Source organism: Planctomycetia bacterium, assembly GCA_015075745.1.
Taxonomy (GTDB): domain Bacteria; phylum Planctomycetota; class Phycisphaerae; order UBA1845; family UTPLA1; genus UTPLA1.
Genome location: JABTTW010000003.1, coordinates 269,541 through 283,896 on the forward strand (window position 1 = coordinate 269,541; position 14,356 = coordinate 283,896).

General features: G+C 59.0%; 10 protein-coding genes and 2 pseudogenes. 2 read left to right on the plus strand and 10 right to left on the minus strand.

The window, feature by feature from the left end; all coding sequences use genetic code 11:
* Window positions 1-17: 17 nt before the first annotated feature.
* From HS101_19465 to HS101_19480, 4 genes and pseudogenes are all read right to left on the minus strand, one after another.
* Window positions 18-1,153 (minus strand): IS630 family transposase gene (locus tag HS101_19465; GenBank protein MBE7508441.1). Its coding sequence is split into 2 segments (ribosomal slippage): window positions 18-721 and window positions 721-1,153, totalling 1,137 coding nucleotides; the frame shifts between segments, so codons are not numbered across the junction.
* Window positions 1,154-1,250: 97 nt separating this feature from the next.
* A complete protein-coding gene (locus HS101_19470; GenBank protein ID MBE7508442.1) occupies window positions 1,251-2,045 on the minus strand; it encodes a WecB/TagA/CpsF family glycosyltransferase in 795 nt (264 codons plus the stop codon).
* Window positions 2,046-2,308: 263 nt separating this feature from the next.
* Window positions 2,309-3,331, minus strand: coding sequence for an IS630 family transposase (locus HS101_19475; protein MBE7508443.1), 1,023 nt, complete (start codon window positions 3,329-3,331; stop codon window positions 2,309-2,311).
* 199 nt (window positions 3,332-3,530) lie between these two features.
* A pseudogene (locus tag HS101_19480) lies at window positions 3,531-4,664 on the minus strand (IS630 family transposase).
* Between the two features lie 153 nt (window positions 4,665-4,817).
* Here HS101_19480 and HS101_19485 point away from each other — a divergent pair.
* Together HS101_19485 and HS101_19490 are read left to right on the plus strand one after the other, a co-directional pair.
* Window positions 4,818-5,321, plus strand: coding sequence for a transposase (locus HS101_19485; protein MBE7508444.1), 504 nt, complete (start codon window positions 4,818-4,820; stop codon window positions 5,319-5,321).
* 13 nt (window positions 5,322-5,334) lie between these two features.
* Window positions 5,335-5,802 (plus strand): transposase, encoded by a 468-nt coding sequence (locus HS101_19490; GenBank protein MBE7508445.1) that lies wholly within the window; start codon window positions 5,335-5,337, stop codon window positions 5,800-5,802.
* Between the two features lie 28 nt (window positions 5,803-5,830).
* Here the strand turns inward: HS101_19490 and HS101_19495 are convergent.
* The 6 genes and pseudogenes from HS101_19495 to HS101_19520 all read right to left on the minus strand — a co-directional run bounded on the left by HS101_19495 (window position 5,831) and on the right by HS101_19520 (window position 14,297).
* Window positions 5,831-7,114: pseudogene (locus tag HS101_19495) on the minus strand (IS256 family transposase).
* Window positions 7,115-8,779: 1,665 nt separating this feature from the next.
* Window positions 8,780-9,847, minus strand: coding sequence for an IS630 family transposase (locus HS101_19500; protein MBE7508446.1), 1,068 nt, complete (start codon window positions 9,845-9,847; stop codon window positions 8,780-8,782).
* 149 nt (window positions 9,848-9,996) lie between these two features.
* Window positions 9,997-11,007: a glycosyltransferase family 2 protein gene (locus HS101_19505; GenBank protein ID MBE7508447.1), complete on the minus strand. Its 1,011-nt coding sequence runs from the start codon at window positions 11,005-11,007 to the stop codon at window positions 9,997-9,999.
* Window positions 10,962-12,347 (minus strand): hypothetical protein, encoded by a 1,386-nt coding sequence (locus HS101_19510; GenBank protein MBE7508448.1) that lies wholly within the window; start codon window positions 12,345-12,347, stop codon window positions 10,962-10,964. The genes HS101_19505 and HS101_19510 overlap by 46 nt, the downstream gene beginning before the upstream one ends.
* Window positions 12,348-12,555: 208 nt before the next feature.
* Window positions 12,556-13,842, minus strand: a complete 1,287-nt coding sequence (locus HS101_19515) for a Coenzyme F420 hydrogenase/dehydrogenase, beta subunit C-terminal domain (GenBank protein MBE7508449.1) — start codon at window positions 13,840-13,842, stop codon at window positions 12,556-12,558.
* 86 nt (window positions 13,843-13,928) lie between these two features.
* The gene (locus HS101_19520; protein ID MBE7508450.1) at window positions 13,929-14,297 is read right to left on the minus strand and encodes a hypothetical protein; all 369 of its coding nucleotides are present in this window, start codon (window positions 14,295-14,297) and stop codon (window positions 13,929-13,931) included.
* Window positions 14,298-14,356: the final 59 nt, after the last annotated feature.

The window sequence follows — 14,356 nt, forward strand, 5'->3', positions numbered from 1 at the left end:
AGGATCCTAGTACTCCGTCATGTTTCAATTTGCGGGTAAAGCCGATGGAGCTTCACGCGGGCATCATCGGTGGTGAACTGCCAGTTGATTCGTTTGGATCGATGGTTCCGATTTGATTCCCATGCCTTCACTTGCTTTGTTAGGGCCTTTTCATCGGGGACGCGGCCGTTGAGAGCCTGCTTTTCCATCACGCTGAACTCGATCTCCGCCATATTCAACCACGATCCATGCTTGGGCGTATGCACCACGTCCAGCTTGTCCATCAGCCGTCTTGCCTCGGCTGGAGGGAAGGCGGCATAAAGGCTCGACACGGTGTGGGTGTTGAGATTGTCCATCACCACGGTGATCTTCTCCGCACGGCGGTAGTGGAGGTCCACCAGCGCCCGCATCTGGCCGGCAAAGTCGGTTTTGCAACGCCGCGACGTCACCGTCACCTGCCGCCAACCTTTGAGCGGCTCCACGAAGACAAACAAATTCGCCGTCCCATTGCGCTCGTATTCATAGTCATACCGCGCCGCCTGACCCCGCTTCGCCGCCATCGGCCGACGTACCTCCGAGACCAGTTGCTTGGACTTCTCATCGAAACAGACCACCGGGCGTTTCGGATCATAGGGCCGGTGATAAACCTCCAGAACATTTTCCATCGCACAGACGAACGCCGCATCCTGGTCCGGCGGAATGCACCACATCTTCTTCTGCCACGGTTTCAACTCGTTTTTTGAAGAACACGCCGGATCGTCTCATGGGACACCGCGTCCACGATCTTCAATTCCACCACCCGGTCGGCCAGCAGCCGGAGCGACCAACGTTCGTATCCCTTCGGCGGCTGCGAGCAGGCCACGGCCACAAGTTTGGCCTCCTTGCGGCCGTCGAACTTTGGCGCCACCGGCGGGAAGGGCCGTTTCTTCGGTGCCAAACAGGCCTCCAATCCTTCCTCTACAAACCGCTTCCGCAGGTACTCGATGCTCCGAACCGACACCGCCAGGCCTTCTGCGATCCGCGTATCGGGCCAGCCCGGTCGTGACTTCGATTCATCCGCCTGAAGCAGAATGTTCGCGTGCCGAATTTTGTAGGCCGCCGCCCTGCCCGTCGAAACCAACTCCTTTAATCGCCGCCGCTCCACCGCCTCCAGCCGAACCACATACCGTTTCATCGCCGATCCTCCATGATCAACAGGCCATCCACGGCCATCCAATCATGAACATCGACCCTTTCCAAAAATAACCCGCAAAGCTAACGATGACGGAGCACTAGTCGGCTGCAGGGTGCTTCCTTCGCCAAGTTGATTGGACGCTTAACGCAACCTCCCGCAGCAGCATGACTGCAAATGCACAGTTCGTAACGAGGTAGCGCCTCCAAAGCCTGCGCGGCTCTTGCAGCGCCCGATGCAGCCATTCGAGGCCCGATTTCTGCCATGACAGCGGCGCTCGAGTGACGAGCCCGGCGTAGACATCAAAGGATCCCCCGACCCCGTGGCAAACGCAGACATTTAACTTGCTCCCCCATCGCTTGAGAAATACCTCTTTCTTCGGCGAACTCATCGCCACAAATAGGATATCGGGATGTGCGTCTCGGATCTTCTCGGCCACAAACCGTTCCTCGTCCTCCTTGTAGTAACCGTCGCAGCTCCCCGCGATGAGCACGCTTGGCCTCTCGCGGCGCGCCCGATTCACTACCTTTTGTAGGACCGCGGGTCGCGCACCAAGAAAGTAGACCGAGGCGCGCCGCTCATTGGCGAGATCTAGGAGCTTTTCGAATAGGTCGATTCCGGCTACGCGTTCAGGCAGCGGTTGCCCGAGTAGTCGCGCCGCCCAGACCACGCCCGCACCATCCGCAAGAACCAGATCTGCGCTTGACACCGACTCGTGAAGCGCTCGATCCCGGCGCATGGCTACGAGCTTCGCTACATTGACCACCCCGATCGACAGTTGCTCTTTTTGAATTATCGCCTCGCCGCAGAGCGCGAGTGTCTGACTCATGGTTACCGCATGGACAGAGATGCCAAAGAGCTCTCGCCGCGGGATCTCACTAATTGCTTCCTTCATTAAATATCCTCCTAGTCCAAACGGTTTTCAGTGTTGCCCGAATAGAGCACCGACTCTCGCTCGTTAGCACCTCAGAGGCCCCACGGCACGGCATGCGCGGAGTTCCGTGACCATCGCTCGGATGATTGAATCTGACGGCAGTCCAGCTACGCAGCGTTCCGCCCGACGCGACCGCCGATTGAACTCCGGCAACAGACGGTTACCCTGGACAGGCACCTAGTGCCGTTTCCAGTAGGTCAGTTTCGTGATCATGGTACAGCGCTCTATGCCGCATGACGGTGGGCGACTCGGGTACGTTTCCGTGGTTGGAGGCTGATGTGTCGGCGGCCGTTGCGCCATGCCAGGTAACTCTGGATGGCCGCCTGTTGTTCTTCGTGGCTTCGATAGTCGGTGTTGTCCAGGGCGAACTTGCGCAGGGCGGTGAAGTGACACTCGATGCGATTGAGCCACGAGGCCCCGGTGGGCGTCCAATAGAACCGAATGTCGTGCCTCCGGGCGTAGGCCAGAACCGTGGCCTTGCGATGATACCCCACGTTGTCCAGCACGATGTGCAGCGTGCCCGCCTTGGCGTAGCGCCTGCGAACCCACTTCAGGAAGGACAGGAACGTCCTCCAGTTTTTTCGCTCGGTGAAGCGGCCGACGAGCCGGTCGCGCTCCAGGTCATAGACGCTGAAAAAGTGCCGGACCCCGCCGGTGCGATGATAGGTCGCCCGCAGCCGATCTACATGCCCGCTGCGGGCCCAGTGGCGGCCGTGCCGGGGCTGGAGATTGAGCGGGCCGAATTTATCGACGCACAGCCGCACCCCGCCGGCCGGGCGACGCGCATACAGCCGTTTGAGCCTGCGGTATTTGGTCCAGAACTGCGGGTCGGTGGATTCCTTCCAGGTCTTGGTGTGCCGCCAGCGGATGCGTCGGCGCCGAAGAAGTTGGCGCAGCCACTCCAGCGAGATGGAGGCCACGATCTTCTGCTCGATCAGATAGGCCCGCAGCTTGGCCAGCGACCAGACGCTCATGCCGATGAGCTTCTGCGGGGGCGAGAGGGCCACCTCGGCGATTTCTTCGACCACCGCGGCCATGAACTTGCGTGGGCCGAACGGGCGGCAGAACCAGGGATACCACACGATGGCGTCGATCCCGCCGTCGTTGAAATAGTGGATGACCTTCCGCACCCAGGTCGGCGTGCAGCCTGCCCGCTCGGCGATTTCGCGGTTGCCAACGCCGCCGGTCGAGAGCAGAATGATCCGCGCGTGCCGGCTGTTGACCGCGCTGGCCAGTTGCCGCTTCATGCGATGCAACTCCTCGCGTTCCGCCGGCTGCGGCCTCCGTGCCACAACCCTGTCCATGTTTTGTTCTCCACTTCACACGGGTGGCGGCAATCACCCGAAGTGGAGAACATTTTTGCACACAAACCGCCGCCGCAACAGCGATTACGATTCAACCCCGCCAAAACGAAACTCTCTCAGTGGAAGAGGCACTAGTACTCCGTCATGTTTCAATTTGCGGGTAAAGCCGATGGAGCTTCACGCGGGCATCATCGGTGGTGAACTGCCAGTTGATTCGTTTGGATCGATGGTTCCGATTTGATTCCCATGCCTTCACTTGCTTTGTTAGGGCCTTTTCATCGGGGACGCGGCCGTTGAGAGCCTGCTTTTCCATCACGCTGAACTCGATCTCCGCCATATTCAACCACGATCCATGCTTGGGCGTATGCACCACGTCCAGCTTGTCCATCAGCCGTCTTGCCTCGGCTGGAGGGAAGGCGGCATAAAGGCTCGACACGGTGTGGGTGTTGAGATTGTCCATCACCACGGTGATCTTCTCCGCACGGCGGTAGTGGAGGTCCACCAGCCGCCCGCATCTGGCCGGCAAAGTCGGTTTTGCAACGCCGCGACGTCACCGTCACCTGCCGCCAACCTTTGAGCGGCTCCACGAAGACAAACAAATTCGCCGTCCCATTGCGCTCGTATTCATAGTCATACCGCGCCGCCTGACCCCGCTTCGCCGCCATCGGCCGACGTACCTCCGAGACCAGTTGCTTGACTTCTCATCGAAACAGACCACCGGGCGTTTCGGATCATAGGGCCGGTGATAAACCTCCAGAACATTTTCCATCGCACAGACGAACGCCGCATCCTGGTCCGGCGGAATGCACCACATCTTCTTCTGCCACGGTTTCAACTCGTTTTTGAAGAACACGCCGGATCGTCTCATGGGACACCGCGTCCACGATCTTCAATTCCACCACCCGGTCGGCCAGCAGCCGGAGCGACCAACGTTCGTATCCCTTCGGCGGCTGCGAGCAGGCCACGGCCACAAGTTTGGCCTCCTTGCGGCCGTCGAACTTTGGCGCCACCGGCGGAAGGGCCGTTTCTTCGGTGCCAAACAGGCCTCCAATCCTTCCTCTACAAACCGCTTCCGCAGGTACTCGATGCTCCGAACCGACACCGCCAGGCCTTCTGCGATCCGCGTATCGGGCCAGCCCGGTCGTGACTTCGATTCATCCGCCTGAAGCAGAATGTTCGCGTGCCGAATTTTGTAGGCCGCCGCCCTGCCCGTCGAAACCAACTCCTTTAATCGCCGCCGCTCCACCGCCTCCAGCCGAACCACATACCGTTTCATCGCCGATCCTCCATGATCAACAGGCCATCCACGGCCATCCAATCATGAACATCGACCCTTTCCAAAAATAACCCGCAAAGCTAACGATGACGGAGCACTAGTGATTCCTGTATGGATAAACAAATATGTTGAGTTATGCCGATAGTATTGAGCATGAGAACGCATGGGAGCCCAGCGGAGCTGGAGCGCCGGCGGCGACAAGCGATTGCGTGGGTTCGGCAGGGTCTATCCAAGGCCGAAGCCGCGCGGCGAGTGGGCGCGACGCGGTCCAGCGTGACCAAATGGTGGCAGGCTTATCAAGAGCGCGGCGAAGAGGGGATCCGCGCGATTGTTCACCCCGGTCCGACGCCGAAGTTAAACAAGCGGCGGCGGCAGTGGTTGATCCAGCGGTTGCTGAAGGGCGCGAAAGCCAACGGCTTTCCGACCGACCTCTGGACCTGTCCGCGCATCGTCGAGGTGATTCAAAGGCAATACGGCGTCCGCTATCACGTGGACCATATTCCACGATTGATGGCGTCGCTGGGTTGGTCGTGTCAGAAGCCCGAACGGCGGGCCATCGAGCGCGACGAGCCGGCGATCGGGCGGTGGGTTGCGAAGGACTGGCCGCGCATAAAAAAACGCCGCACGACGCCAAGCCCACATCGTCCTGCTCGATGAGGCCGGTTTTCTCATGCATCCGACGGTCCGGCGGACTTGGGCGCCTCGAGGACAGACGCCCGTTCTTCGCCAGCGCGGCCGAAGTCACCAAAAGGTCTCCAGCATCGCGGCCCTCTCGATTTCTCCGCGGCGACGGCGACTGGGTTTGCACGCCCACTGGCACCCGGACGCCAACATTGGCTCGGACGAAGTCATTACCTTCCTGTCGGCCCTGCTTCGTCACCTGCGCGGAAACGTCATTCTGGTCTGGGATCGGCTCAACGCCCATCGCGCCGTCGCGGTGCGGGAGTGGCGGACGATCTACCCTCGCCTGGATATGGAGTGGCTCCCGGCCTACGCCCCGGAACTCAATCCGGTCGAATACCTGTGGGGTTACCTCAAGTACCATCGATTGGCCAATCATGGACTTTGCGAACTCGATTCGCTGCACGCCACCGCCTGCATCGAATTCCGCCGCCTGGCTGGTCGCCAATCCGAGTAATGGTCAAATTTCGTTGATGACGCGGTAATCAGGCGGCGTTTCTCTCGGCCTTTTCTCCATTGACGAACTTCACACCGGCGATGACATCGGGAAGCAGCGTCGCGCCATTGAGCAGCCGCCAGTGGTTCGCGGCGGACTCGCACAGCTTGAACACCATTGCCAGACACGCGATCCGACTGCCGTTGCCTTTGGTCCGGCGGTGACGCAGCCGCACCGTGGCGAACGTACTTTCGATCGGATTCGTCGTCCGCAGGTGCCGCCAGTGCTCGGCCGGGAAGTCGTAGAACGTCAGCAGCACCTCGCGATCCTTCACCAGGCACTCGGCCGCGCCGGGGTATTTGGCCGCGTAGTGGGCCACGAAGTGATCGAACGCCTGGTTCGCATTCTCCCGCGTCGGCGCCATCCAGATCTCGTGCAGCTTGGCCTTTCGCGCCGGTCTGCACCTGCTTGGGCATCTTGTCCAACACGTTGGCCGTCTTGTGCACCCAGCAGCGCTGCGCCGGGTCGTCGAATAGACCTTCGGCGCGCCGCCCAGAAGCCAGCTGCTCCGTCCGCCGTGGCCAGCTTCGGGTCGATCGTCATGCCCCGTTGTTGGCAGTCCAGCAGCAGCGAATACCACGACTGCTCGCTCTCGCGATGGCCGTCGACCACCGCGATCAGCTCCTTGCGGCCGTCCGCCCTCGCGCCCATCAGCACCAGAATGCACTGCCGGTCTTCCTCCAGGCGGATGTTGAAGTGAATCCCATCCGCCCAGAGGTACACGTAGTGCTTGCCTTCCAGGGAGCGGCGATTCCATGACTGGTACTCGTCCTGCCAACTCGTCATCAAACGCGTGATCGTCGTGGCGCTGAGCCCCGCCGCCTGGGGACCGACCAGCGCTGCAGGGCCTCGCTGAAGTCTCCGGTGCTGATGCCCTTGAGGTACAGCCAGGGATCAACTCCTCGATGGCCTTCGTCTTCCGCAGGTACGGCGGCAAAATCGACGAACAGAACCGCTCCACGGCCTGGCCATTTGCATCCAACGCTTCGCCGGCCTCGCCGCGGCCGACGATCCGACGGTCCCACACCCGCGGCTGCGTCACCTCCACCGGCCCGACGCCGGTGACGAGGGTCCAGGTGGGATGATGGCCGTTCTTGACCACCTGCCGGCGGCCTTGCGGATCGCGCAGATCGGCGTGCCCTTCGATCCAGCCATCGACCTCCGCCTCGATCGCCTGGCCCAGGAGCCGTTGGGCCCCGTCCCGCAGAATCTCCGTCAAAACGTCTCGGCTGGGGACTGGAATCGTCTCGATCGACTCGTTACTCTCCTGCATCGGCGTACTCCTCTGCCCATCGTGGGCGGCTCGGAACCTCGAACAAGTCCCGAGAGTACGCCGCCTTTTTTTATCCCGCCACCATCAACGAAATTCGGTTATAGCTCCGCCAATCCCTGCTTCGCTCCTTCGTTCATGCGGCCAAACTTCCCATACGGCTCAAATGAGGAAACGTGTCTTTGTCTATACAGGATTCAATAGTTGGATCGGACAGAGAGTTGAGTCACCGCGGGGGATTGGGAGGAATCAAGGTCAATTGGCCGAGCCATGTGGTAATTCGGCAGCAGCCGGCGCGTGCGATGCGGTGCCCGTCTCCTGATTCCCTTGCGCCTCAAGACTGGCCAAGCCACGCATAAAGTATCCACCCGAGATGGTAAGGCCGATCCTCATGATCAACTTGCCCCGGCGGAAAAGCTGCGTCGAGAAATCCGAGCCGTGCACTCGGCAGGAAGTACGAGACCACCGCACGTACTCTGCGAACAGTCTTGGCCGGATCACTTCGTCGAACACTTCGCCAGATGAGCATCGAGTCCTCCTTAACAAGACTCGATTCGGTTTCTTGCTTCTCTTCCAGCCATCTCAGTCCCAGGTCTATGGCGCTCCGATGATCTGGACCGCCGGCCTCGTAAAGCTCAAAAGGCCCATTGGAGCCATCGAATCCTGATGCACGGTATACACCGGATAGCCCTCGATCACGGAACCCTGCCGCACATCATAATGCCACCACCATTGCCCTTCCGGCCCTTGAAGCCGCACGATTTGATCGGCGCACTCCGCCGCAATTTCCAGCGCGACTGTATCTCCGTTGCCGAATAATAGCGCGACAGGGCCTGAATCGAGTAGATCTGATCTGCAAAACACCCGACGTGAGATCGATACCAGGGCGCAGCATCGGCGGAAGTCCAGTGTCGGAATAGTTTACCGGGACGTGAGTACCCGGCCACCAATCGTTCGAAAGCGATCCTCAGCTCGTCGTGGCCGGCACCAGCCGTAAGCGACGCCGCCAGTGCCGAAATGCTCCATGCCGCGTCGACGGTGGTCAAAGCACGATCGCGCACGACAGCCTCGCGCAGCTTCTTTGAGCGCCAGTTTCGCCAAGAACGCCAAGTTCGGCCGAGGCCCAAGTGTAAAGTGCGCAGTCACCGGTTCCGTGACATCCAGCTGTTTCCGCCGACGTCTGCTTACAAAACTCGCGGGCGCTCTCTCCTTGAAAAGAAATCGTTGCGCAGCCTCAGGCAACAGGCGTGAGCCAAGTAGCACAATGCATGTGTAGCGAAAGCTTTTTCCGTCTGACACGAGCGATGGCCCCTTTGCTCTTCGCGCAAAGGCAAAACCTCGACCCTCTCGTGCAGCCATCGTTGGAAGCCCCCGCAACGCAACGTACAGACACCGCTCCGCAGTATTCCTTTGAGCGCTTTCTGCGATCCTCGGCGACTTTTCGAACAATTCGCGACATTTTGCCCCCTCGCGCCACTCACTCGCGAGACCACACAACTCCTCGTTTTTACCGACGGTTTCCTGAGTCAAGTCGCCACCCTTTATTAAGACACAAACACAACGGCGCGTCTATCGCCCTCGCCCATTTTCTCGGCTGAGTACTGCGGACAACCAAAACCATTCCTGTTCGACCGAATTACTTCTGACTAAGTAGAAACGCAGAATCCTTTACGCTGCCTTTTTGTAAACTTCGTCATGATCGTACATGAATCCCATTTTGTCGCGGTGGCCATTGACACGGGCGATGCCGAGGCGGAACGCATCTACGAGATCATCGACGGTTGCAAACAGGATATTGGCGATGACCGTCCGTTTCAGATGTCCCCACAACCGTTCGATGAGATTGAGGCTCGGGCAGTACGGCGGCAGCCAGTAGATGGTGATCTGGTCGGCGTGGGCCGCCAGCCATTCGTAGACGGCCTGGGTATGGTGAAATCTTCCGTTGTCGCAGATCAGCCGAATCTTTCGGCCGGCATAGACCCTGACCAGCGCCGTCAGAAATATCAGGAAGTTCGTGCCGCTCTTGGTGTCGGCGATGGTGTGAACGATCCGGCCGGTGGCATAGTCCACCCCACCGTAGACAACTTTCTTTTCATTCTTGCCGGGCGCGGGCACCTCGGGCTGCTGGCCGATCGGGGCCCACATCCGAGTGAGGGTTGGATGGCGATGAATTTCGACCTCGTCTTGATAGATCACGGCCTCCGTGGCATCGTCCTTTACGGCGTTTTTTAGACGATTCAACTGCCGGCGGGCCTTTTCGTAGGCCACCTCGTTGCGCTTGCCCTTCAGGGTGTGCTTGGGACGACGAAAGGAGAAGCCCTGTTGCTTGAGAATCCGACGGAGCTGATCGTCGCTGTAGGGCACGCCCGTGGTCTTGACCATGTGTGCCGCCAGCCGACCCGACGACCAGACCGAGAAGCCGTATCCCAAGTCGAGGGGGTTGGTCTGCACGGCCTTCTTCAAGGCCTCCAGATAGCGCGGCGTGGCCCGCGTCTTGCGGCCAGGCGGCTTGATCGGTTGCAGGGCATCGATCCCGCCGATGCGGTAGAGCTTGCGAATCCGCTTGACCGTCTCGGGGCTGCAACCCAGCGTCCGGGCGATGGACGCGATGGTCGAGGCCGAATCCGACATCAAGATGATCAAACAGTTGCGAAACACATCCGCCGAGGACGCGCCGAATCGAAGACCATCCAAGGCTTCCCACTCTCCCGGAGTCAGTCTGATACCGCGTCCCATGCCAACCTCCCAGCGGCTCCGCCGCTAAGAAGTAAGTCGACAAAGGACAGGCAATTGGGTAAATCATTTTGCGTTTCTACTTAGCTTTGAGAGGATCAACCGGGAGTCCTCCAGTACCTGCGGCCAGCGAGCACATTTCAGCAGAGGATTCACGCCCCTGGCCCTTGCAGCCGCGATGCGTCCGGCACCCCCGTGCAGCGACCAGTCCACTCGCGCCGTCTCGATAGAATGCCCCTCCAGGAACCAAGTTTGGAACGCAACGATGGAAAAAGAATGCTTCCCGCCGCGAAACCGACGACCCTCGTAGCGGCCCAGACATCGAGGCTCATCACCCCCAGTACGCCCTTGAGTCCCGCCCAGTGCTTTCGAAACAACCTGGCCTTCGCCGCGAACAGTCGCACATACTTATCTTCGACAATCGATTCCGATGCGCCTCCGTAGTGAACGATTCGCGCATTCGCATCTACCACACACTTTTCTCCTATTGCGGCGGCGCGAAGGCACAGATCAGTCTCTTCAGCGTACATTCGGAAGCGGCAGTCAAAACCTCCCAACCGCCGCCAGAGTTCCTTTCGAATGAGGAAAAAACAGCCGCTAACAACATCGACGGCTTGCTGACCCCCGGCGACCCGATACCCAATCATCTCAGGGTCGAATACTCGGTTTCCCTTGAATAATGCCGAAATGCCAATCCCGCGGCACCATGCGCTCCAGAGTGTAGGCTGTTGAAAACAAAACTTGGGATTAAGCGTCCCGTCGGGAAACAGGGTCTTGCCTCCGAAAATGCTGACGTCGGGTCGCTGGTTTGCAGTTTCGATCAGCCGATCGATTGCCTGATCGAGAATAACCGTATCCGGGTTTAGGAGTAGCAGATACTCGCCGCGCGCATGCTCGGCTCCAATATTATTGGCCCGTGCAAATCCCTCATTCTGACGCAACGAGAAAACCCTGACTGCCTCAAATTCAGCCATAATGGCTTCTGCCGATCCATCGCTGGACGCATTATCGACGACCAAGACCTCAAAGGGGTGTATCCTCGTTTCCCGCAGCACAGATTTCAGGCACGCCAGAGTTAGCTCTCGGGTGTTGAAACTGACAATGACAATTGAGACTGTCACTTTGCGATCAGTACCTTCCGCATCGCGCCCGCCTTTGCCCATTTCGTTGGAGCAGTGATCACTCGACAGGTCTGCCGCGCATGGCAAGTACGGGCTTCCAGGCTCGCAAGCGTCGCCAGTTGCAGCCCCCAGATCATCAGCATCTGGCCGAAATACGACAACCCGAGAAAATTGGCTAGATGGATAAAGATGGCCACTCCCAGAGCCCATGCCATTTGTAGCTTCCCAACCGAGTGGCCATACCACCGGCATAGCCTACCTGCAGCGCGAAACGCAATAACGAGCACCGCGACAAAGAGTATCAGCGAGGCAAGACCACCTTCGACTGCCTCATAGACGTACTGATTACAGACATCCGTTAGTCCATACCCCCAATGTGCCGTGCTCAATGTCCCGAGCATCCACCACTCATCAACTCGCCGGATAGCATTGTCAATTAGCAGGAACCTATGGTATCCCGTCGAGCCGCCCACAAGGTCAATCCGTGAGATCAAATGCCAGACAGGAGCCTTCATAACCAGATGGAGTGCCAACAGCATAACCAGGCAGGTCCGCCGCAGCAATTGCATGTGATTTCGTACGTGATAACTCAGTCCGCCCAAGGCACCCGCACCAACGGCTGCCATCGGTGTGCTGGAGCTACATGTGAAGATGATGACGAACGCCGCAGCGAGACCTGCAGGCACCCAGAACATTGAACCATGTCGTATCGATCGAAGTGATACGATTGCTGGAAGAAGGCTTGCCCAGAAGCATCCCGCCACAATCGGATGCGCAAAAGCACCCTGGCATCGGAGCTTCCCATCCCGCACCACTGTTATCTCCGGAACTCCGCCGAATAATGAAAACAGATTGTGGCTGGTTTGTCGTTCCCAAACGAATGCCAGTGCGACAGGCAAACCAAGGACGATCAGCCCTTTCACTGTTGCGATGACGTCTTCCCAATCCTGAACCAGACATCGGAAAGCGAAATACAAACCGAGCCCATCAAACGCCTCGCCCGCCGAACTGATCCACTCGTTGCTCGAACTGCACAAAAGGCCATGCAGCAGGAATCTGCAGCTTCCCCAGAAGAATACAAACATATCGAATTGGCTGATCTGAAACGTTGCTGTTTCACGACGTATCAGGAGTCGGCCCACACCGACCAGAACCATGAGGCGCATGAAATTGAAATCCAGCCCCAATACAACCACTCGCTGTGCAGGCGCGATGAAGCAGGCAATAATGGAAAATGGAAGCACAGCCCAGCGTCGTGGCAATACGAGGAGCAGGCCCGCCGCTACGCAAAGCAACAGGAACCCGAGAGGATTCACAGTGGTTTGATTCGACCATTCGTGTTCGAAGTACGATGCGTTGAGTTCGATGGATTCAGTATTCACAGGCTTTGCAATATGATTGAGTGCTCAGGTTCGTCCGGATGTCGTGGGAACCGGCCCATGCCGCGACCTGACACCAGCTTAATTGCTTTTACTTCGCTAGTGAGCAATGTGTGCTTTGCACAAGACTGAGTTGCATCAACTGATTTCTTGAAATGAGGGACCTTCCTCGCTCCGCAATGGCGCTCCGCGGAGCGAAGAATCCCATTACTCAATCAAGAGAATAATCTTGCCCTATCTTGACGACCGATACTCCCGACGAAGATGCATTCAGTGTATCTCCGAAACAGTTTGTCGATGATACAATTCTGCTCGCCCCATATATGCCACCAATTGGAATAACTGCGCGCCGAGTTCGCAAACTGCGCCGTTTGACTCGGAATATCGCCCCTACTATCGATGCGACTTTTTCTCTTAGAGACTGCGTCCGCAGCCAGGTCTTGAACATAGGCATTCCCTGATACTTCGGTATCGAGATACCGGCCAGCCGCAGCCCGAAGAGCCGCCCCCACACCGCCCCCCGCGTCTTAAGGAGGTTTTTTTGCGACGCCGGCAGCTTCCATGCCTCCGCATGCTCCAGCTTGATCGCCTGCTGCCCCATCGCGCTGCGGATGACCTCTCGTCCTCGCTCTGTCCGCGCCAGCACCAGCGATTGCCCCGCCTCGCCCGCCGGAATCTTCCGATACCAGGGGTCCCCCACTGCGATGTCAGCAAATTCGCCAGTGTGATCAGGACAGAGATTGCACCGCCATTGTTTGTTTCTCGCCAGAATGCCCCACGACTCCTCGTAGCTCAAGTTCCGCTCCTGAATCTCCCCCGCCTCATCGCGAAACGTCACCGTCCACTTCCCAGGCCACCCGTTCCCCCGGTATCGCAGGCCCTCAACCTTGGAGGGGTCGGTCACCCCGACGTGACGCAGTAGCTCCAGGGTCGCCTTCGTCGTCGGCGTCCCCGCGCAGAAAAATGCGACCGTCAGGCCGATCTTTTCGTCAAGCCGGGGCCGCAGCTTTCTTGCCTTCCACACCGCCGCCACGTCGCACGGCTTCCCAATGAACACGCACGGCCCCGGTGCATCCTCGATCATCTGCAGTCCGTCGCAGGGGCTCGCCGGCGCATATCGCGATCCCGTCCGCGCCAGAAGTTCCTCCCGGCTCCGGCTCATCACCGTCTCGTTTAGGAGTGGTACGTCCTTCCTCGCGGCGATATGTAGCACACCGTAATAGCCAAGCTTCTCAATGCAGTAGAGCGCCAGCGCTGTCGCAGCCCCGCCGCTCGACCCGGCGAAACGAATCTCCCCGTCCGCCGCGTAGCCCTCCCACATCTCACGGATCGGCCCCCATTCGCGAACGAGTTCCTTAATCAATCCTGGATCGCGCCGTTCAAACTCGTGCGCCAGCCCCTGCCCGGGGCACGCCGCCATTGCCTCGCTCAATTGGCCGCTGTGCTCGTTCCCCTGCTTCACGAGAGGCCGCCGACCGTATTCCAGCGTGTCGACCATCTCGATGGAGTTCGCGGCTAGATACCCGCAGGCCCCACATCCACAGCAGAGCTGATACTCCGCCACGTCGCGGATGCTGTTCACCTTCAGGCGCAAACTGGTTCTCCGTGTCTGCTCATTTCGGCGACCTTGCTTAGGAGAGGATGTGTCGGCGCCTCGCCGATCGGCTGAATCATGTCCGGCATGTACTCACTGAGATCGTAGATCGACCTCTCCCACCATCGGCTGGCCAGGAGTTTTCCAATCGCGTCACGCCCGAATCGATATCGAATCAGCCGAGCGGGGTTTCCGCCGACAATGGCGAAGTCGGGAACATCGCGGGTAACCACGCTACATGCCGCAACGACCGCCCCGATGCCGACCCGGCTGCACTTCGCCGTGATGAATGAGTTAGCCCCAATCCATGCATCATGGCCGATCTCAATCGCCCCACTCGGTATATTGTCTTCTCTCACGAATCCAAGCTTCGAGTTATAGAAAAATGGGTGCATCGAGAGCCGTTCGATCGGGTGGT

What these genes read in the sequence shown, in the direction of transcription:
- HS101_19515 (MBE7508449.1), bottom strand. Translation starts at nt 13,842, where the DNA reads ATGGTCGACACGCTGGAATACGGTCGGCGGCCTCTCGTGAAGCAGGGG.
- HS101_19470 (MBE7508442.1), bottom strand. Translation starts at nt 2,045, where the DNA reads ATGAAGGAAGCAATTAGTGAGATCCCGCGGCGAGAGCTCTTTGGCATC.
- HS101_19505 (MBE7508447.1), bottom strand. Translation starts at nt 11,007, where the DNA reads ATGGGCAAAGGCGGGCGCGATGCGGAAGGTACTGATCGCAAAGTGACA.
- HS101_19475 (MBE7508443.1), bottom strand. Translation starts at nt 3,331, where the DNA reads ATGAAGCGGCAACTGGCCAGCGCGGTCAACAGCCGGCACGCGCGGATC.
- HS101_19485 (MBE7508444.1), top strand. Translation starts at nt 4,818, where the DNA reads ATGAGAACGCATGGGAGCCCAGCGGAGCTGGAGCGCCGGCGGCGACAA.
- HS101_19500 (MBE7508446.1), bottom strand. Translation starts at nt 9,847, where the DNA reads ATGGGACGCGGTATCAGACTGACTCCGGGAGAGTGGGAAGCCTTGGAT.
- HS101_19490 (MBE7508445.1), top strand. Translation starts at nt 5,335, where the DNA reads ATGCATCCGACGGTCCGGCGGACTTGGGCGCCTCGAGGACAGACGCCC.